The sequence below is a fragment of the Flagellimonas lutaonensis genome (assembly GCF_000963865.1).
In the GTDB taxonomy this organism is placed as follows: domain Bacteria; phylum Bacteroidota; class Bacteroidia; order Flavobacteriales; family Flavobacteriaceae; genus Flagellimonas_A; species Flagellimonas_A lutaonensis.
The window spans coordinates 2,869,006-2,889,532 of sequence record NZ_CP011071.1; the positions used below are offsets into that span (position 1 = coordinate 2,869,006).

Annotated in this window: 21 protein-coding genes; 5 read left to right on the forward strand and 16 right to left on the reverse strand. The window is 44.5% G+C overall.

The features are described from left to right. The first annotated feature begins 131 nt into the window (after positions 1-131). Complete coding sequence (locus VC82_RS13230; RefSeq protein WP_045802791.1) at positions 132-713, forward strand: RNA polymerase sigma factor; 582 nt, start codon at positions 132-134, stop codon at positions 711-713. 249 nt (positions 714-962) lie between these two features. On the opposite strand, the gene nth is transcribed toward VC82_RS13230, so the two are convergent. Further along, positions 963-1,625, reverse strand: coding sequence for an endonuclease III (gene nth, locus VC82_RS13235; protein ID WP_045802792.1), 663 nt, complete (start codon positions 1,623-1,625; stop codon positions 963-965). Positions 1,626-1,671: 46 nt separating this feature from the next. Between nth and bcp the strand changes: the two genes are divergently transcribed. Then, positions 1,672-2,127 carry a thioredoxin-dependent thiol peroxidase gene (gene bcp, locus VC82_RS13240; RefSeq protein WP_045802793.1) on the forward strand — a complete coding sequence of 152 codons (456 nt, stop codon included), beginning with the start codon at positions 1,672-1,674 and terminating at the stop codon, positions 2,125-2,127. 60 nt (positions 2,128-2,187) lie between these two features. Here bcp and VC82_RS13245 read toward each other — a convergent pair whose 3' ends face one another. Beyond that, the gene (locus VC82_RS13245) at positions 2,188-3,648 is read right to left on the reverse strand and encodes a nucleotidyl transferase family protein (RefSeq protein WP_045802794.1); all 1,461 of its coding nucleotides are present in this window, start codon (positions 3,646-3,648) and stop codon (positions 2,188-2,190) included. Positions 3,649-3,735: 87 nt separating this feature from the next. Here VC82_RS13245 and VC82_RS13250 point away from each other — a divergent pair, with 87 nt between their 5' ends. Then, positions 3,736-4,500, forward strand: coding sequence for an MBL fold metallo-hydrolase (locus VC82_RS13250; RefSeq protein WP_045803452.1), 765 nt, complete (start codon positions 3,736-3,738; stop codon positions 4,498-4,500). 6 nt (positions 4,501-4,506) lie between these two features. Further along, positions 4,507-5,001 carry a hypothetical protein gene (locus tag VC82_RS13255; protein WP_045802795.1) on the forward strand — a complete coding sequence of 165 codons (495 nt, stop codon included), beginning with the start codon at positions 4,507-4,509 and terminating at the stop codon, positions 4,999-5,001. A gap of 163 nt (positions 5,002-5,164) precedes the next feature. On the opposite strand, the gene VC82_RS13260 is transcribed toward VC82_RS13255, so the two are convergent. From VC82_RS13260 to VC82_RS13325, 14 genes are all read right to left on the reverse strand, one after another. Next, positions 5,165-5,950, reverse strand: coding sequence for a hypothetical protein (locus VC82_RS13260; protein WP_045802796.1), 786 nt, complete (start codon positions 5,948-5,950; stop codon positions 5,165-5,167). Between the two features lie 535 nt (positions 5,951-6,485). Further along, positions 6,486-7,355, reverse strand: a complete 870-nt coding sequence (locus tag VC82_RS13265; RefSeq protein WP_045802797.1) for a hypothetical protein — start codon at positions 7,353-7,355, stop codon at positions 6,486-6,488. 71 nt (positions 7,356-7,426) lie between these two features. Then, positions 7,427-8,083 (reverse strand): alpha/beta hydrolase, encoded by a 657-nt coding sequence (locus tag VC82_RS13270; RefSeq protein ID WP_045802798.1) that lies wholly within the window; start codon positions 8,081-8,083, stop codon positions 7,427-7,429. A 130-nt stretch (positions 8,084-8,213) separates the two neighbouring features. Beyond that, positions 8,214-8,531 carry a magnetosome magnetite crystal formation protein family gene (locus VC82_RS13275; protein WP_313777701.1) on the reverse strand — a complete coding sequence of 106 codons (318 nt, stop codon included), beginning with the start codon at positions 8,529-8,531 and terminating at the stop codon, positions 8,214-8,216. Beyond that, positions 8,528-9,784 carry a dihydroorotase gene (locus tag VC82_RS13280; RefSeq protein WP_045802800.1) on the reverse strand — a complete coding sequence of 419 codons (1,257 nt, stop codon included), beginning with the start codon at positions 9,782-9,784 and terminating at the stop codon, positions 8,528-8,530. The genes VC82_RS13275 and VC82_RS13280 overlap by 4 nt, the downstream gene beginning before the upstream one ends. After that, positions 9,781-11,703 carry a BatA domain-containing protein gene (locus VC82_RS13285; RefSeq protein ID WP_045802801.1) on the reverse strand — a complete coding sequence of 641 codons (1,923 nt, stop codon included), beginning with the start codon at positions 11,701-11,703 and terminating at the stop codon, positions 9,781-9,783. Before VC82_RS13285 ends, VC82_RS13280 begins: the two co-directional genes overlap by 4 nt. A 166-nt stretch (positions 11,704-11,869) precedes the next feature. Further along, on the reverse strand, positions 11,870-12,865 hold the full coding sequence (locus tag VC82_RS13290) for a glycosyltransferase family 2 protein (protein ID WP_045802802.1): 996 nt from the start codon (positions 12,863-12,865) through the stop codon (positions 11,870-11,872). Between the two features lie 3 nt (positions 12,866-12,868). Then, positions 12,869-13,843, reverse strand: coding sequence for a hypothetical protein (locus tag VC82_RS13295; RefSeq protein ID WP_045802803.1), 975 nt, complete (start codon positions 13,841-13,843; stop codon positions 12,869-12,871). After that, positions 13,844-14,539: an SGNH/GDSL hydrolase family protein gene (locus tag VC82_RS13300; RefSeq protein ID WP_045802804.1), complete on the reverse strand. Its 696-nt coding sequence runs from the start codon at positions 14,537-14,539 to the stop codon at positions 13,844-13,846. A 270-nt stretch (positions 14,540-14,809) separates the two neighbouring features. Next, positions 14,810-15,913, reverse strand: coding sequence for a family 20 glycosylhydrolase (locus tag VC82_RS13305; protein WP_084598232.1), 1,104 nt, complete (start codon positions 15,911-15,913; stop codon positions 14,810-14,812). A 60-nt stretch (positions 15,914-15,973) separates the two neighbouring features. Continuing rightward, positions 15,974-16,246 (reverse strand): hypothetical protein, encoded by a 273-nt coding sequence (locus VC82_RS13310; protein ID WP_045802805.1) that lies wholly within the window; start codon positions 16,244-16,246, stop codon positions 15,974-15,976. 67 nt (positions 16,247-16,313) lie between these two features. Beyond that, positions 16,314-16,955 (reverse strand): chloramphenicol acetyltransferase, encoded by a 642-nt coding sequence (locus tag VC82_RS13315; RefSeq protein ID WP_045802806.1) that lies wholly within the window; start codon positions 16,953-16,955, stop codon positions 16,314-16,316. A gap of 11 nt (positions 16,956-16,966) precedes the next feature. Continuing rightward, entirely contained in the window at positions 16,967-17,551 is a 585-nt protein-coding gene (locus VC82_RS13320) for a hypothetical protein (protein WP_245615906.1), read from the reverse strand. Between the two features lie 8 nt (positions 17,552-17,559). Continuing rightward, positions 17,560-19,047, reverse strand: coding sequence for a S10 family peptidase (locus VC82_RS13325; protein ID WP_045803454.1), 1,488 nt, complete (start codon positions 19,045-19,047; stop codon positions 17,560-17,562). Positions 19,048-19,158: 111 nt separating this feature from the next. On the opposite strand from VC82_RS13325, the gene VC82_RS13330 reads away from it, so the two are divergent. Beyond that, positions 19,159-20,295, forward strand: a complete 1,137-nt coding sequence (locus VC82_RS13330; RefSeq protein WP_045802808.1) for a Gfo/Idh/MocA family protein — start codon at positions 19,159-19,161, stop codon at positions 20,293-20,295. Positions 20,296-20,527: the final 232 nt, after the last annotated feature.

Genomic DNA, 20,527 nt, shown 5'->3' on the forward strand with positions numbered 1-20,527 from the left:
TCTATATTTGAGGTGTAATTAAAAATCTGATAGGCCTATACAGTAATAATTACTTTTTTAAGATTAAACTAATAACTCTAAGACCTTTCTGAGTAAGGAAGGCCCCTGATTTAACCAAAAAAGTAATTTGTATGGAACTACAGATTGATGACTCGATATTGGTCAAGAACTACATGGATGGCGACGAAAAAGCCCTAGAAACCCTTATCAACCGGCACAACCAGCGAATTTCAAGCTTTATTTATTCAAAAGTATTGGATAGGGATATCACAGAAGATATCTTTCAAGATACCTTTATCAAAGTCATCAAGACCTTGAAGAAGGGCAGATACAGTGAAGAAGGCAAGTTCTTGCCATGGGTGATGCGCATTGCACACAACCTGATCATAGACCACTTTCGCAAGAACAAACGTATGCCAAAATTCGAGGGCAACGATGATTTCAACATTTTTTCTGTTATCAAGGATGACAAGCTGAACGCTGAGAAGCAGCTTATCAAAGACCAAATTGATAGCGACCTTAGCTTGTTGATCGAAGAACTGCCAGAAGACCAGAAAGAAGTCTTGATGATGCGTATCTACAGGGATATGAGCTTCAAGGAAATTTCTGAAAACACCGGCGTAAGCATCAACACGGCTTTGGGAAGAATGCGATATGCGCTGATCAACCTCAGAAAAATAGTGGAAAAGCACAATATCGTTTTAACGAATTAATCGGCAGTAGGTCGAACCGAACAATATTTCATATTTAGCGTCGTTATTTCTTTATAACAATAACGCTGGAATATGGAAGAAATTTACTCTGAGCAACAACAAATCTGTAAGATCACAAAGGCGCGGCCCGAAACGGTCAAGTTTTTGTTAGGATTTTCGAAATCATTTCAAGTTACTGAATATCAGGACATAAAGTTTGAAAATTACTTAAATTAATCAAACTGTAACAAATCACTAAAGCCGCTTTTTTTAGCGGTTTTTTTTGTGCTTGTAGTAGTCGTTGATCGCACTTTTTCTTCCGATGGTCTTGGTAATGATGTCTTTTTCGAGGTTCCATCCCTGGGCCGGTGAATATTCACGCCCGTACCAAATGATCTGAAGGTGCAGTTTGTTCCATTTCTCTTTTGGAAACAGTCTTTTGGCATCTTTTTCGGTCTGTACCACGTTTTTTCCATTTGATAATCCCCAACGGTACATCAACCTGTGAATATGCGTATCTACCGGGAAGGCTGGTATACCAAAGGCCTGCGAGACCACCACACTGGCGGTTTTGTGGCCCACACCGGGCAATTCTTCCAAAAGTTCGATGTCTTCCGGCACCTTTCCACCATACTTTTCAATCAATATTTCTGAAAGTCGGTGAATGGCCTTGGCCTTGGTGGGCGAGAGCCCAACAGGTTTAATGATCTCACGTATTTGCTCGATTGAGAGTTTGACCATCGCGAAGGGGTTATCGGCCTTTTCAAACAGCAGCGGTGTTACTTGGTTGACCTTTACATCGGTACTTTGGGCCGATAGTAACACAGCAATTAATAGCGTATAAGGGTTTTTGTGGTCTAATGGAATGGGGATGGTCGGATAGATTTCATCCAACGTTTTAATAACAAAGGCCGCTTTTTCCGATTTGGTCATATTTTGTTTAATTTTGAATAAAAATAATTAAACACACAGAACATTTATGAAAATGCTTACTGAAGGTGCCAAAGTACCTGATTTTTCTGCAAAAGACCAAGACGGCAATTCCATCAAACTTTCTGATTATAAAGGAAAAAAATTGGTGGTCTTCTTTTACCCCAGGGCAAACACACCGGGTTGCACGGCCGAGGCCTGTAATCTTCGCGATTATTACCAAGAATTGAAAGATGCCGGTTACGAATTATTGGGCGTAAGCGCGGACTCACAAAAAAAACAGGCCAACTTTAAGAATAAATTTGATTTCCCCTTTCCATTATTGGCTGATGAAGACCATACGGTCATAAATGCATTTGGGGTCTGGGGCCCTAAGAAATTTATGGGGCGTGAGTTTGATGGCATTCACCGGACCACATTCATCATCGATGAGGAGGGCACCGTTGAGCGGGTCATTCAAAAAGTAAAGACCAAAGACCACGCAGCACAGATTTTGGAAGGCTAGAAGAAATACCGGGCGCAACTGAAAATCTCGGTTGCGCCCGGTAAAATATGTTTAAAATAATTATTGTACTTCCTCTTTCTTAGGGAGTTCTTTTCGAACGAACAGGTTTTTCTCTTTGATAATCTCGGCAATGCCCTCTGGTAGCATTTCTTCCCAGCCATCTTCCCCATTGATGATTTTCTTGAGCACATCCCTCGAGAAAATGTGCATGATGTCTGGGTCGTAGTCGATAATGTCCATCACCTTGCCGTTGTACTTGAAGAACTTGTACAATTCTTTCATTCTTGGGTGAACCTTCAAGTTGTTGCTGGTCATGATCTGCCCCGTTTCGGGGTCTTTCATGGGGTAGAGGTATACCTTCAGGTCTTTAAAGAACAGTTTTCCGAAGGCCTCCAAAATACCACCACTCAAATGACGGTAGTACTTTTCGTCGAAAATATCAATGAGGTTGTTGACCCCCATCGTAAGGCCAATCCTGTTCTTGGTGTAGTTGCTAAAGTATTCGACCAGTTTATAATATTCTTGAAATTTCGAGATCATTACATAATGGCCCAAAGAACAGAGTAGTTCGGCACGGTCCATAAAATCACGTTCGTCGATTTCGCCCGATGCCTTAAGGTTTGAAAGTGTTATCTCAAAAATGACAATGGTATTTTCATATTCAACGGTCTGCTCGCGTATGAAGATATCATATGATTTCTGGAACATGTCCATATTTACCTTGGTCACCGGCCTAAAACTACCGCGTAGTGCCAAAATGTTCTTTTTGTAGAGCACCGCAGCCGGTAGCAGGTTATTGCCATCAGGGCCGAACATCACCGCATCGGTCATATCGTTTCTAATAAGCTGAAGGCTCATCAAACGGTTGTCAACATCTTTAAAGTTGGGCCCGGTAAAATTGATCATATCAATTTCCAAAGTGTCTTTATCGATATGGTCATAAAGATATTTCAACAGCTTTTTGGGCTTGTTGTATTTAAAAAAGGCTCCATATATAAGATTCACTCCCAAGATACCCAAGGTCTCTTGCTGCAGGCGTGCTTCATTTTGCTTGAAACGTACATGCAAAATAATCTCATCATACTCTTTCTGTTTCGGGTCTAGTTGAAAACGTAGTCCCACCCAGCCGTGACCTTTATAGCGCTTAGAAAAGTCAATGGTGGCCACGGTGTTGGCATAACAGAAAAAGAGGCGGTTTGGGTTTTGCGTGCGATCAATACGCTCCTCCATTAGCCCCATTTCATGCTCCAGCATTTTTTTTAGCCTACTTTGGGTTACGTAACGACCATCTTCTTCGACCCCGTAAATGGCGTCGCTAAAAGCTTTATCGTACGCACTCATGGCCTTGGCTATGGTACCCGAGGCTCCACCGGCCCTAAAAAAATGTCGGGCGGTCTCTTGTCCCGCGCCGATTTCAGCAAAGGTTCCGTAAATGTCTGGGTTCAGATTGATCCTGAGGGTTTTCGCCTTGATCGAGGGAATGTTCTCAAATTCACTTTCCCTGTTGAGAAGTGGTGCCATATGCTGTTGTTTCTGCTCGCAAAGTTAAGAAGTTAGCTAACTTTTTTAAATAAATAAGTTATAATTTTGACTTTTATGGATGACCGACTGAAAGTCACATTTTTAGGTACGGGAACCTCGCAGGGAATTCCGGTAATAGGCAGTCAACATCCTGTTTGCCTGAGCAGCGACCCCAAAGACAAACGGTTGCGGGTTTCGGTCTTGCTTCAGTTCAACGGATGCCATTACGTTATCGACTGCGGACCCGATTTTCGTCAACAGATGTTGGCAAACCCCGTTGACCGGCTCGATGGCATTCTTTTTACACACGAACATGCCGACCATACCGCCGGCATCGATGATATTCGCCCGTTTTTCTTCCGTCAAGGCGATATTCCCATATACGTATCAGAACGTACCATGGCCTCGTTGCGCGTACGGTTCGATTATATTTTTGCCGATACCAACCGTTACCCCGGTGCCCCAGCGGTGCAGGTCAACCTAATCACCAAAGACAAGCCATTTGAACTGGCGGGTGAAAAGGTCTGGCCCATTGAGGCTTGGCACAACAGACTGCCCGTGTTCGGCTACCGTATCAAGGATTTTGCCTATTTGACCGATGTAAAACGGGTAGAGGATACAGAAATGCCAAAATTGAAAAACCTAAAAGTGCTGGTCGTCAATGCGCTTCGCGAAGAGCCCCATCATTCCCATTTTAATTTGGCGGAAGCACTGGCCTTTGCCAACGAAGTCGGTGCCGAACGAACCTATTTCACGCACATTAGCCATTTGTTGGGTTTTCACGCAGATGTGCAGGCAAGATTGCCCAAAAATGTATTTTTGGCCTACGATAATTTAACCATAATGGTATAACGCATCATGAAAAGTAAAATCTACCTATACCTTTTTTTGTTCACGGCACTTATCTGCCTCTATCTTTTGGTTAGCGGAAACAAAATGCAGAACCAGTTGGGCGAACGAAACGTAAAATTGGAGGAAAAAGTGGAACAACTTGAAGATTCACTTCAAAAGATGCAAATGCGGTTGATGGACATGCAGTATTTTGCGCTGGAAAACAACGACGATGCCCTTGCATATTACGACCATCTGAATTTGGAAAACCCCACAAGGTATATTGAGGACAAGTTATTGGAAACCAACGAGCGAAAGGGCAACAACCCATTGGTGCCCTACGAGGGTATGGAAGGCGATTTTAAGATCAACAAGATCAAGGTGTTGAACCACCGTTGGATTGTGGCCGATTTTTCCGATGGCAAATATTGGGGCGATCTGATCATACGCTACGAGTTAAAGGACGATTTGGGGGTCGATTTTGAACTGGTAGATCATTTGCTGTATACGAGGAGCCAGTAAGGGGCATAGGCACCGATCGTATATAGGCAATGTTCTGAGTTGGCCGAAGTAATACAAGTTATTTCTAAAAGAAAATAGTTGGTTTAAGACAGTAAATGCATATTAATTATCTTTGGGAGACTGGATTATGGCTTGTTATAGGAGCCATTGTTGTAGAAGCTTTTTAATTGAAAGGTGGAGGGAAATCGCTAAGTTGTACGGAAGATAGAGTATGCATATTAAAAGTTTTCCACTCCTTATTAAGGTATTTCATTCTACCAATGGCAATGTCACCACTAGATTGGAAATTATCCCAGCCTACAGTTAAGTTTTTCCAATAATCACCTCCTACTCCAAGTAGAAAGTTAGCTTCATTTCTGTCGTCTTCTGATTGAGCATTATCTAGTATTAAACGGGCTTGTACACTTATCCAAACCCCATGAATATTATTTGGATTAATGCTGACACGTCCATTTGATGGCCAAAAATGAAAGTTATATCCGTCTAAAAATTTCACAGAAATTCCACCTGTTTCTTCCTTTAGGATATCAGCTGGAATATTGTCATCATTTTCATAATTTTCAAGATAATGAGCTCCAAAGATGTCAGAAGTAAATATCCATTGTACCCATCTGTTTTCTGAATTAAGATACCAAGCTTGTAAATTTCTAATTTGAATTCTGGAATTATTGGCAGTCATGGGATTTGTATCTCTATATATTTGCCCCCAAGGAATCATAGCAAACCAATCTGATGGTGGATTATTTCCCCAACCAATTCTTGGGTGTTGACTCCAATCAAATTGAGGTGGAAGTCCGTTTAATTGTCCTTCATGAGGTAAAATCATGTCATTTTCTATAGTAGCTAGAGTATTTTGTTGAACAACTTCTTCATTAGTGTTTAACGAGTCATCATCACAAGAGACCAAAACTGCAATCAATAATAATGGCACAAAAATTAGTCTTCTCATTTTTTTCAAAATTTTCTACAACGTTTTGTTTATGAAGCGTTGATTTCTAAGCACTTCACTTTCAGTTTACCGTAAATTTTATTTATAGCACTAGGTTTCATTTTACCACTTATTGCCCAATGGATTATAGCATCCATGAAAAAGCAGGCGGTCGAGTATCTTTAAAGTTCACCAAAACTTATAGATATGGACACACAACATACTGCACGCCCTAAATTATTCATAGGTATCGACATACACAAGCGCAGCCGGAAAGTGCACTGTTCATCGAATCTGTTCTTCGGCAAACCGTTTAGTATGGCTTTGGAGCCCGAAGGATTATTGAAATAGGTTACGAAATACTTCCCGGGCCACGAGGTATGTGTGGCCTATGAGGCAGGTTTTTGCGCGGTGGAGGAAGGCATGCCCTCATCCTACGGATTCGGCAATCTGGCATTGCGCGGCGATGTTGTCGACTTGATTTTGGCGTGGTGCCTGCGCAAGCAGCGCGACAAAAGTACGCCGCAGGTGAATGCTACCATTTTTAGCTCTTGTATTATTTTTTTAAATCTGCGTTACAGAGCATTGACTTTTGTCCAGTCCTTGAATAGTTTTCAGATATGCTGACTTTGGCATCATCATTTTCGAAATACCAAAAATTTTCTGTGATATTTTCCATTGGGCTTACTGGCGCCTCAAAGGGGATTTCCAAGATTTCATCTTGGTTCTCAAAACTATTATTAAAAAGTACGGTATTTCCAGAATCTTGAAGAAGACCAATTTCCAAATCATCGAAGTAAACATCAGTACCACCTTGACTTCCTTGAGCAAATTCTTGAGAACGCAAAGCGAATGCATAATAAGTCAGAGAAGGTTTGTCAAATGGTATATAATTTGGATAATCCAGTTGAAACCCACTCAAATCAAGTTCGATGTCAGTGGTACCACCAACGAGTTTAACCGATACAAATTCTCTGTTTCCAAAATCTGCCTCTATGGTCATTTTGTACCATGTATTTGGTTCTAATTCTTGATTTATGTCCCTTATTTCCCAATTTTCAGATATCGTTGGCGTTCCTGATAGATTTTCTAGTGCACCTACTCTAAACCAAAAAATGCCGTTTCGCTGAAATCCGGCCAGAGCCATCCAATCAGCGCCTTCAAAGTTAATCGGGTTATCGACACCTTCAAACCATTCAATATCAATACCAAATATTACGTCTTCCGCCAAATCAGGCTCGAAATAAAGATAACCACTCAAGTAGGCTTTGTCGGGGTTCTGAAAGAAAGTATCAAGTTCCTGCCCGTTGTATGCAAATGCTACAGCTGCACTATTGATAAATTCAAGACTTTCAGGTGCCTTATCATCTTCTTCTGTGCAAGCAATAAAAACTAAAAGCGGAATAAAATATTTTGTAAGTCTCATTATATTGGCACCAACTTTTTATAAATAACTTTATCTAATAAAGATTATTGTAAAAAAATCCTTTGGTGCGGTTAAATCCGCTCCTCCAACCACTTTTTAAACGAATAAAAATTTTGGGGCGATACGCCGTGCCCCACGGGAAATTCTTCATAGGTATGGGCAATGCCAAGTTTTTCAAGAAATTCTGGGGCGCGTTGTGCCCATTCAACCGGAATCACCTGATCGACCTGCCCATGCGAAGCATATATCTGTAGTTTTGAATGGTCTTTTTCTTGATACCCCTCCACTAGAATGGCCTCGTTGATATAACCGCTGAGGGCTATCACATTTTTTACCTTCTCTGGATACGAAAGTGCCACGGCATAGCTCAAAATGGTGCCCTGGCTGAACCCTAGCAGGGTAATGTTGTTGCAGTCAATAGGGTAGGCTTTGCAGGCCTCATCGATAAAGGCCACTATTTTTTCGCGCGATTCAATCGCCTGTTGGTCATCGCTCCATTTACCAAATTCTGCATCAAAATTAATGGCGTACCACGCATAACCAAAAAATTCAAGGTTGTGGGGCGCCCTTATAGAAATGATGAAAAGTTCTTGGGGCAGCTCGTTCGCAAAAGAGAAAAGATCTTCTTCATTACTGCCATAGCCGTGCAGCATGAATACCACAGGGGCCTTTTCAACATTTTTGGCGGGACGAATTAGGTGGGTGAGCGATAGTGGGGCGGGGGACATATTGAGTTACGAATTTAGAATTACGAATTTAGAATTATGAATTACGAATTGTGGTTGTATGTTGTGTGTTAGGTTTGGGCATTAAACATTGCATCTGTTTGTCTCACGTCTAAAGTCTAATAGCTAAGCCTCAAGAAATAAAAGTAAACCAATTTTGAAAATGCTCTCCCAAAAGGGGCAATGGCCGCTTTTTTTCATCGAGGGCCGATGTAAGGCCATAGATAAGGCCTATCACGTAGGCCGCAAACAATATGAGCCAAATGTAGGCCGAAAACGAATAGGTGAGTACAATGGCCAGTGCATGAAAAATCAAATGGATACCAAAGGCCTGCCGGGTGTGGAACCGGGCAAAGGCATGCTTGGGCTCGGCATTCATGCTGATGGCGATCAAAGAACCCACAATGGTAATATAGGCGATGATGGCGGTTGATTTCCCTTCAGGTTTCAATTCAATTCTATTTTTCCGTTTTTGATACTACCGAATACGCGGCCCTTTATTTTTCGGTTCAAGAAAATACTGTTTTTTGAGGTTGACCCAATGTGGCCATTGCTGAAAACGAATGTTTCGTCTGGGTCGAAAAGTGTCAGGTTGGCCGGTACTCCCTCTTTTAGGTCAGGGGCGCTAATATGAAAACGTTCTCGGCCCTTTGTGAGCAATTCAACGGCCATGTCTGTGCCCACCAGTGAATTTAATCCGCCGAAGGTACTTTCAAGGCCAATGGTGCCGTAGTTGGCGTTGTCAAATTCCACTCGTTTTTCCTCAATGTCGATCGGTGTATGGTCACTGGTCACATAGTCAATGGTACCGTTCTTAAGGCCCTTTATCAGGGCCTGACTGTCTTTTTTCTCTCTAAGCGGGGGCAAGGTCTTGAAGTTGGTATCAAAGGTTTCGAGTTCTTCATCGGTAAAGAATAGGTTGTGAATGGCCACACTGCAGGTAACGTCCAACCCTTTCTTTTTGGCCTCTGCAATCAATTTTACGGATCTGGCGCTCGAAATGGTGGGTATGTGCAGTTTTCCCCCTGTATATTCCAACAAGAACAGATCACGGGCCAGTTGCAGTTCTTCGGCCAAGGCCGGAATTCCTTTTAAGCCCAACCGTGTCGAAACGGCCCCTTCATGTACATTTCCGTAGGCGGCTATTGAGGCATCTTGTGGGAACGAACATACCAGGCCATTGAAATTTTGGGCATACAACAGCGCTATTTTCAACAGATTGGCATCGGACAACGATTTTTTATGGTCATAGAACGCCACGGCCCCGGCGTTGTGCATATCGTAGAGCTCTGCCAGCCCTTTTCCGTTGCCCCCCAAGGTAAGGTTGCCCATTGGGTGCAGATCGGTTAGTTTGCCGCGCGCCCTATCCTTTAAAAAAACAATATCTGAACTGGTATCAGGGGTGGGGTTGGTATTGGCGTTCAGTACAACATCGGTAAAGCCACTTTTTGCTGCCACATCAAGGCCGTTGGCAATGGTTTCGCGTTCTTCAAATCCGGGTTCGCCAAAGGCAACGCCGCCATCGAACCACCCGATGGATGCGTGCAAATTGGTTCTTTCAATAATTTTCTCGGAACCCTTGGGCGCAATCGTTGAAGCGATTTTTTCAATTTGTCCGCGTTGAATCAGTATATCACGCTTCTTTTGGTGCAAAGAATTGTTGCCTGGCGCGATGATGGTGGCAGACTTGATCAAGATGCTCATGAAATGAGTTTTTGGATGAACATTTCCATAAGGGCGAAAACCAGTGCTAAAATAACAAACCATTTCCAATACGAAGTGATTTCGTCTTGGGCGTTCAGCACCGCAAAGGTATCCTCCAGATTTTCTGTTTGTTCGGTTATAGTAGCGCCAGATAGTTCGTGATAGGCCAAAAGGCTTTCTGTTCGCGGATAATTAAAACTAATACGTCCCACGCGTTGTTGGCCGTTGGTGATGTCATATGTACCGGCAATATGGGGGTTTGCGTCAAAGAACAGGGAGGTCTTATTGGCAAAAGAGCGTTGGCGCGGTATAAACTCTTCCCCATCCAAAGAAAGTTTCAAAATATTGTCTTGACCGGTCTGAACAGGCAGGTCTACCTGGGTGGGCCGCCCCAAAATTTCATACGGCCGAGGCCTTTTTAGGCTTGTCAGGCACATATTGTAGAAAACGGGAACAATAAGCGGGGATCCCTTAAAATTGGTGTTTTCTGAATGAAGCGGCGCAGAGAAAGCATAGAGATTTCCCTGTTGGTACAGAAAGGGCTCGTTGCCATCATACCCCAAAATCGTATTCGCCACACCGTTCGTCTTGTAATGCCCTTCCACTTTTGGATACTGGAAATTTGTCACCTGTTTTTCAAACACGCTCGCCAAAATAGGATGGTCAAAATTGATATTGGATATATTTTTAGGCGCATCAACCCATTCCAAGAACCGGGGAGCGCCAAAAAACGACAACATTTGGTTGTAGTTGCCCAGATCTGCTTCTTTGGAAGGTATAAACACTAGGTTTCCACCATTGGCCATAAAGTCTTTGAGCACTTCTGAAAGGCTTTGGGGGACTCTGGTAAGCCCATCAAGAACCAAGGTGTTCTGTTTTTCTATCAGGCTATAGTCCAGTTGGTCAGGGCGGGCAATGGTCAAATCGAATTCATCTTCGGTATAGATACGCCGCAAATAGTCGCTATTCGCATTGGCGACCACCAGTACCTTGATTTTTTCAGGCTTGCCAATGGTGAAGAAAAAATTGTTGTCATAGGGCAAACCTCCGTCAGAAATCTCTATTCTTCCTTTGATGTCGTCCCCGGCAGGGATTGAGAATATGACCTTTGCACTGCCCGTTTGGTCCATGGCAGCGGAGGTTTTGGCAATCAGGGTATCATTATCAAAGAGTGAAATGGGCAAGTTGTCCTCCTCATGATTGCCAGAGAGATATATGGTAAGATTTGATTGCGAAAGGCCGTTGCCACTTTCAATACTGATGGAGTCGATGGAAACATTGGTTCGTTTTTCGGGCCGTAGGGCCACCGCAAACAGCTTTTGGCCGGGAATGTTATCAGGTACCTCTCCCAATGTTTCTTGAAAGTCTGAGATAAAGACCAAATTGCGAACAGTGCCCTGATTTTTTGAGAAAAGGGTGCTTGCCTTCAACAAGACATCATTAAAGCGTAGTTGCTGTATGGTGGGCCGAATGGCCAATAATTCATTTTTGCTGTCGTTGATGGTAATATTGGCATAGGTTTCACTGTTCGTGATAAGGCTGAACTGGCCATTGTCATCAAAATTGCTTATCAGGTCTTGGATGGCCTTTTCAAGAAGGGCGGCACCCTCTTTCTGTGCCTGCATACTGAATGAATTATCGAGATACACCACCGTTTCTTTGGGGGCCAGCGCGGTTTCATTGGAAGAAAAAGGTTTGGCAAAAGCCAGTACCAAGGCCGTCAATAACCCCAAACGGGTAAGTAACAAAAGCCACTTTTTTAAAGTGCTGCTTTTTCGCGACTCTGAGACCACCTTTTGCAGCATTGCCACATTGGTGAACGGGGTCTTTTTGAACCGTCGCAATTGAAAAAGGTGTACAATGATAGGAACCAGAAGAAGAAAAAGGGCCCAAAGTAGTGCTGGATGTTCGAACTGCATTCCCAATAAGATTGGCCAAATATAGAAAATATGTTTATGGTGGCTATGTTTCTTGTTTAGAGTTTAACAGTTTATGATATTTTCGGGAGAGGCTAGGGCAAGTGTTCTATGTGATGTTTCAAAACAATGATAAGAATTGACTTTTACACCCAACACGTAAACTTGTTCAGCAAAAGAAATAATGGTCTTTCATGGGCTGTTGGCCGAGTTCTTTCAGGTAGCCCCGGATCTCTTTTTGGGCATCTTCATTCGCCACCGTAACGATGCTTTGGGGGTTTCCCATCGCTGGAAGGATGGAAAAGTGCGACAACTTTTTCCCATAAATTTTTTTATCGATTTTATTTGGATTGTCACACAGCCAGGTAAAATCCACCCCTTTTTCAAGCAATGTTTTGGCAATGGTCTTTCCTTTGAACCCGGCGCCCCAAATGACCAAGGGGCGGTTGGGGTCATAATCCAGCTTTAAGAAATAGTGCAGTTTAATATCCAAAAAATAGTTTTGGGCATAGTGCTCATGGGTGCGTGAGGTACGTGTGTCGTAATCGCGCCACAGGTGCAATACTTCTTTGCAGGGAATTATTTTCAATCCCTTTTCATAAAACCGAAAGGTAAGGTCATAGTCTTCTGGGTATCTATCGGGTCGAAATGCGCCACAGGCCTCAAAATCGTCGCGATGTACCATCCAACAGGGCGAGGGAATCACACATTCCTTATAAATTTCCGAATAGTTTTTTCCTTCGGAAATCAATTCGTTCAGCCACTTTTCATAACGGTCATACCCGTCACTGATGCCCCTATCAGAAAAATATTTCACCTGACCCACGGCCACATGGCCTTTTCCCTGTTTTTGAAGCGATTCGACCATTACCTGCAACCGATCGGGCATCATGATATCGTCAGAGTCCATACGGGTAGTGAATTCACCCGAACTGTGCTTGTAGGCCGTACGCAGCGCGGGAATGATTCCACTCCTTTGATTCTCAAAAACCTTTATCCTCAAATCTTCTTTTGCATATGATTTCAGCACTTCAATGCTTTTATCGGTAGAATGGTCATCCACGGCCAACACCTCCCAATCTGTGTGGGTTTGGGCCAAAATGCTTTCAATACATTCGGGTAGATAATGGGCCGTGTTCTTAAAGGGTATCAGGATGCTGACCATATATCAACTCAACAACGAATAATCGATCAACAATTTTCCATTTCGTTGCCATCGTATCCAGCCCTTGCCAATGGGTCTGAAGTCATCGTTCCATAGCTCGACCTGCATCCATTCGTTTTTAATGGAAACGGGCTTTAAGAAGGAATAGGGGAGGTTTACCTCGCTTGCCTGTTCAAAAGGTCGTGCCCTGATCTTTTCGTTGGAATCGGGCGGAAATTCAACCGAATGGACCTGCAACAGAAACGCTGGCCAGAAAATGATTTTACCATCATACTTATTTACAAGGGCAGTTCTTCGGGTTTGGGTGTTTACGACCACTTCGGCAAATTCACGACCCAAAGCAGCTATCTCAAAATAGAGCATGTCATAGTCTAATTTCATGTGCTCGGGCACCAGCCACGGCGGAGCTTGGGCAATATCGAAACCGCCCTGCCCACGTCTTTTAAAAACGATACTGTCGGTAGGGGCATGTTCCATCACCGATTTTTCAGGGTTCACATTGCCATAAAAATAAAGGAGGGGATTGTCGTAAAAATTGGGCGTAAAAAAGCCAAGGCCCATGTCGTTTTCAGGGTTCTGCAAATGTTTTTTTTTTGGGATGGCTGACCAAATCAAGAGATTTCCCTTTTCGGCCGGAGCTGTGGGTTTTGGCGCCTTCATTTCATGCTCGGCAGGTTTGGGGCTGTTTCGGTTTTTGTATTGGATCCTAAAATATAGCAAGAAAGACACCAACAACACCGAAAGCACTATATTGGCGATGACCACATATCGATGCTTTGTATAGCGCACGATTATGAAAGAGGTTACAAAGGCCAGCCCAGCAAACAGCACCCCATAGCCCAAAACAATTGCTCCGGCGGCAAGCATTTGGCCCTTGCCGGCATCAATCAACTTTGCAAACAACAGTCCGACAAAGAAGAACGATACGGGCATCAGCAGATAAAAGAGAAGAAAGGCAGGTTTTAAGAACTTTTTCATCTACGGCCCCTTAAGTGTTTCTTCAATGGCCTTTTCGACCAGTTTTTCCATAATGGCGTATCCTTTTTTGGTAGGATGCACTTCATCACCCGCTAATTCTTTGGGCAGTCCGTTGCGGTCGTCGGCCATGGCCGAAAAATAATCCAAGTACATGACGCCCTTTTCTTTGGCCATTTTTTTGAGCATGGTGTTCAGTTTTGGGATTTTGATGTTGGGTTCCAAACCGGGTCGCCACGGATAGTCATACGCAGGAAGCACAGACGAAACAATGGGTTTGATGCCATTGGCCTGTGCCAATTCGACCATCGAAAGAATGTTGTCGTGTATTTGTTGCAAGGTCATCGGCCCCGTATTGCCCGCAATGTCGTTGGTGCCCGCCAAAATGACCACGACCTTTGGTTGTAGGTCGATGACATCTTGCCGAAAGCGTAACAGGATTTGGGGCGTGGTCTGCCCACTGATACCGCGGTTGATATAGGGCTTGCCCTCAAAAAAACCAGGATTGGCCACCGACCAACCTTCAGTAATGGAATTGCCCATAAAAACCACTCGATTCTCACCCTCTGCCGGTGCCTCGAGCCGGGCATTGGCCTCTTTGTATTTTTGTAGGTTGGCCCAGTCTTGGGCAGTAGCGGTCATGGTTACGGCAAAAAACAGCATCATTATTGTCAGCTTTGATATCAATTGAGGTTTCATGTTATTTTAGAATTGTGTATACGGTTAAAAATAGTTCTTAATGTAGATAGTAGCAATTTTCTGTCTTTCAAAGTTTTGGTATAAATCTTTTCTTTTCCACCTTGTTTGGCAGGTCTGTTAAGTTCAAGCCATGTGGCCATATTTTTGAGGTTCCATAAGCTGTTGACCAAAATCTCATTAAAGCATGGTCAAAGCCCTTAAAATATCAATGGATGCTACACGCATGTTTTCTTGTTGTTCGACTGCCCTATTGGAAGGGGTTACTGCGCATTAGTTTTTTTCTTTTTCCTGAATGGCCGCTGTCATGGCCCTGAAGGTCAATACAGGGCTACGCCCTTTTTCATCCAGTGTGTGTGATGGATCTTTGTACGCTTCCATAAACCGTTCGGCCGAAGACCAGTAGGTGTGCATGACACCCAAATATCGGTCGGCCATTTTTTTGATGGAATTGGCCTTGAAGTCGGCCATCATTTCAACCTGTTTTTTGGCCACCTCTGGAATGCGCCAAGGGCAGGCCACCACATCAAAACCCTTCGTGGCAAAATAGGCAGGCGTCGGGTCGGCCCTTTCGTAGTGCCAATCAGAGATGACCACGTCTTTTGGAATCATATCGATGGCCCGTGCGGTGTTGTTCATACTGGCTTCCCACATACCTATGCCCGTTTCGGCACCGTCGATAAGACGGTCGCCCCAAATCCATAAGCGAATCTTGTTTTGTGCCAAATGGTTACGGATCTTGCGCACCTCATCGGCAAAGAGTTTGGCAGGGTCACGGCCATGGCACCGTGGGCAATCTTCATGGGCCAGGTAAAAGACCTCATCCATGCCCGCGTGAAAGGCTTTTGCCTCAAACACCTCCACAATCTCATCGACCAGATCGAAGACCACCTCGTGTACATCGGGATGCAACGGACAGTAACTCTTGCAGTAGAGACCGTCTTCGTTGGGCCATTCGTAGTTTTCAGGAAGCTTGATGTTCGGGGTTTCGTCAAATTCGGGATATAATTCGAGCAGTTTGGTAGCCTTTGAATGCCAGCTTTGGTGCCCCAACAAATTTACCTGCGGAATGATTTCAATACCCACTTCTTTACAGCCGCTCACCAATTTCTTTACCTGTTCTTTGCTCAGCGCATTCTCTCCTCTAAGCTCGGGCCTAGAGTCATATTCATAGCGATAGTCAACACGCAAAACCAAGGTGTTGATGCCGTTGGGCGCCAATTCTTTTTTTGCAAAATCGATGAACTCATCAAGGGATCCGGGTTGTGGGGCCGCAATGCAGAGCCCTTGCACGGCAAAGACATCTTGACTTAGCGTTGGGGGTATGTTGCCAAAGAAAAGGTATGCCAAAAGAAGGTATTGAAAGGGTTTCATCATGGTTGGAAGTTTTGATTGCCCAATGGGAACCCTCAAAATAGCAAATAAATAGCTCTTGGGCTAACTTAGCCACCAAAAGAGCAAGACAAAGAGAAAGATGGTGGCAACAGCTGCCCACAAAGTTGCCCGAAGGTTCTTTCGCTTTTGAATGGCGATTTTTTTACGGATGGCTGCCATATCTTTGGGAATGGAAGTCTTGAGGCTTAGCTGTGTCAGGTTTTGTTTGCCGTAAACCTCCTCTTTGGTTTTTTTGCTACGTCCCTTCTTTTTGAGCAAACTTCTGTTCTGCCTGATTGTTTTAAGTGCGTGTAATGCAAATCCTCCTCCACCCATTTTTATTGTCTTTTAATTATGGGTATCAAATCGGCATGTTTTGTTACAAGTGATGGGTTTATAGGTGCTATTGAAGATATGCAGAGGGGTTCTTGGCCATTTCTTCAAAAGTTTGAAAAAACTGTCCCATGTGCCAGCCGTCGACCAGGGCATGGTGTGCCTGTACCGATAGCGGCATAAGGGTCGCCCCGCTTTGCCCAAAAAACCTGCCCCAACTGATTCGTGGAACTGAATCATGTGGATGATAGCTCATGGCATGTTGTATACCGGTAAAACTGATCCATGGGATGGCAGACATGAACAAAAAGTCATCGCGACCGGGTTCGTCTTCCATAGAAGGATTTTTCTTCATATCCTCCTTGACCTTTTGGGCCCTTTTGATAAAGTCAGAAGCTTTTTCGGCATGGTCAACCGTACAAAAACTGAAGACATCGGCCTCATCGGTCGGCACAGTGAATGAGGGGTGCACAGATTCATGCTCAATAATTGAACCGTTTCGAATACGCCAACGAAACTCGGGAATATCATTGGCCGTTTTTGATAGCAGATAGACCAAACTAAAGGTCAGGGGCAATTCTGATGCCTTAACATATTTGACAAATGCCGTTATTTCAATATTGGCGGTAATATTAAAATGGGGGTGGTTCATCCCATTGAAAAAATCAAAGTGCTTTTTTCTATGGACGCTGCCAAATTCGATTTTTTTCATTGGCAATTCTTTCAGTTTTTCTTGGGGGGCGTGATCATGATATGCGCCCTGTGCGTGCCGGGATCCATCAGCCAGGCATGGCCCGGTGGGGAGGGGGTGGTCGGTAAGCCCGTACTTTCGCCCGTCGCATACGGAATGTAGAACACATACCGTACATAGGGGTTTTCAATTTCCTTTGTTTCGGGGTTCACCTCACCCGTGAATACACAGAGCGTGGCCTTATCGGGCATTTTCAGTTTTCCTGATTTTACCTCGGCCTCCCTAATGTCGAAAATTTCCTTGAAGGTCTTGCCCTGTGCTTTCAATTCACGGCCACGTGCCATAAAAGGCTCCAGATCCTTGTGGTAGGCAGCGGTTGAGAATTTTTCTCTTTTCGGGTCACTGGCAAGCGCTATGTAATCATTGGTGCCTTCCCGGAGTGTGGTGAAGTTTCCTTCCGCATCATAGCCATAGACTTTTGCGCCATCTTTGTAATCATCGGGAACGGCCATTAAGGCGGTCTTGATCTGCCATGCTGCGGGTGGAATTTCTTGGGAGGCCAAAACTTGGCAGACCAGAAGAAGGGCGAATGCGGATAATAGGTGTTTTTTCATCATGTTTTTCTTTAATATTTGGCACTTTTTCCTATGGCGGTCGTGCGTTTTATGAAATCACGCAGGTCGTCATTGGCCTTTTTAAGGTCTTCACGTCGCAGGTACATCATGTGCCCCGATCGGTAGCCCTTAAACTCGAAACGGTCTTTCATGCGCCCGCTGGGGTCAACTTGCCACATGGTGTACTTCGCGTTGAAATAGGTAGTGGCCCCATCATAATAACCTGATTGCACCAATACGTGCAGGTATGGGTTTTGGGCCATTGCCTGTCTGAGGTTGTCGCGCACATTGTCGTTTTCGTTGTTCCATGGGCGTACAGGGCCGAACATATTGTACTTGATGTCGGTCTTGAAGTTCAGTTCTTCCTGTAGGTAATAATTGATGGCAGGGGTAAAACTGTGAAGCCATGAAGTCAGTTCTGCCGAATAGTCGGGCCCCTCACCGAACAGTTGGCGGTCGATGCCCAGATAGCGGCTGTCAAGACGGCCAACATTGTAGCCGCCCTTATCTTTCAACAAATTTTTCCAAAAAAATCGGGTGGGCACATCTAAATTGTGATCGAGGATGTCTTTCTTGTTGAGTCCGGAATAGTAGGCCATTTTTTCGGCCACGGCATTTCGTTCACTTTCAGGTATAAATCCGCCCTTTGCCAAAGCGGGAATCAGCGTGTTGATCGTATACGCTTCGGCCTCGGGAAGCACTTCGAGCAAATCTTTGCTCTGCAACTCGCTCGGCAAGGCCTTGTGGTGCCACGCCGTAGCGGTGTAGTAGGGCAGGTTCAGGGCACTTGACACGGGTCCGCCCACACGGATCACCTTATAATCAGCCGGACTCACCATGATGACCCCGTTGAGGTACATCCACTGCTGGTTTTGCAATGCCAGGGAAAGACCCATGACGCGGGTGCCCCCATAGCTTTCGCCGATAATGTATTTGGGTGAGCGCCAACGGTTGTTTCGGGTCACAAAAGTGTTCATCCATTCGGCGAGATATTTTACATCGGCATTGATACCGAAAAACTTATCGCGGTCTACTTCTTTACCGGTTTCAGGTATGGTTCTCGAATAACCTGTGTTGGCCGGATTTATATAGACAATGTCGGTAACATCCAATACTGAGTAGGGATTTTCTTTGACGCCGTACGGCTGAACAGGGTAGCCCTCATCATCAATTTTCAATATTCTTGGCCCTGTGTATGCCAAGTGCATCCAAACCGATCCAGAACCTGGCCCCCCGTTGAACGAGAACAGAATCGGCCGCTCGGCCCTGTTTTTGACATTGTTTCGGGTATAATAGGTGTAGTGCAACGAGGCGATGGGCTTGCCCATTTCGTCCCACACAGGCTGCGTGCCCGTTGTGGCCGTATAGGTCATTGGTGTGCCATTGATGGTGACACTGTGTTGGGTGGTCACCATGGTGTCGACAGGTAATTTCCGATCTTGGGAATAAGCAAAAAGAAAACTCATTGTAAGAATGAGAGAGAGTAACTGTTTTTTCATTTTCATTTGAATTAGACTTGCCTTAAAAATAGGCATTTTGTTTAAGAAACTTTAAAGTCTGCAGTGCCCTTGACAATCTTTGTTACCTTTATTAGGCAACAGTATGTTCATATGGAAAAAAACTCAAGAAGAACCTTTAACACCATGCTGGCAAAAGGCATCGGAGCCACGGCCTTGGCCGCCCACCTGCCTTTGTCATGTGCCATGGGAAACAATCAAAAAAAGAAAAAACTGGGCATCGCTTTGGTGGGTTTGGGCAGCTACAGCACCTATCAGTTGGCCCCTGCACTTCAAGATACCCGGCATTGCTATTTAGCAGGCATTGTTACGGGTACCGCTGCCAAGGAAAAAATATGGGCCAATCGATATAACATTCCCCAAGAAAACATCTACAACTACGAGAATTTTGACACCATTGCCGATAATGATGCCATCGATGTGGTGTATGTGGTGCTGCCCAACAGCATGCACGCTGAATTTTCAGTACGGGCGGCCGAAGCGGGCAAGCATGTCATCTGCGAAAAGCCGATGGCCATGAATGTCGCAGAGTGTGATGCCATTATCGATGCCTGTAACAAAGCCGGGGTCAAACTGGGAATGGGCTATCGCCTGCACTCAGAACCCTACACTCAAGAGGTGAAGCGTTTTGTAAGGGAAAAAACCTTTGGCGATGTACTGTACGTCTCGGCAGATGCCGCTTATCGCTCTACGGGAAACCCCAATCAATGGCGGTTGAACAGAAAATTATCAGGCGGTGGAGCCTTGATGAACATGGGGGTATACGCCATTCAAAGTGCCATTTACAGTACGGGCGAAAACCCTGTTTCGGTGACCGCCCAAGAGTTCAGTACACGGCCAGCTTATTTTAAAGATACCGACGAGACCATTACGGCCCAATTCGAATTTGCCAGTGGCGCCGTGGCCAATATGATGACCTCACACAATGTCAGGGCCAATAGACTATATGCTTCCTGTGTGAACGGATGGTTCGAACTCGACCCTGCCAGCACGTATATTCCCTTGGCGGGAAGAACTTCAAGGGGTGAACTGGATTTTCCGCAGGAAAGCCAACAAAAACTACAGATGGATGATTTTGCAAGTCATGTGCTGTACGGCACGCCAAAACTTGCCCCCGGTGAAATGGGCAAACGTGACATGATCATTGTAGAGGCTATTTACAAATCGATTGCCGAGGGAGGAAAAAAGCAGCAAATGAATTTTGAACCAAAGTACGGGTTTGGGGGTTGATTTTAAAAATCTTTTGAAAATTCTCAATCCGAAAAGGGGAAAGTCGTATTTGACGTGATCTTTGGAGTCTAATTTTATGGGATTTAAATCTAGATTGACCATTACCTTGATATGGTTTTTTCTGGTTATGGATCAACCGTCGGAATAGCTCTTTGAAATGTTTGTTTATCAATTTAAAAACGACTTAGGTTAAAAGAGCAGCCTGCCCCCGACAGCTAACCCGGGGAACTTG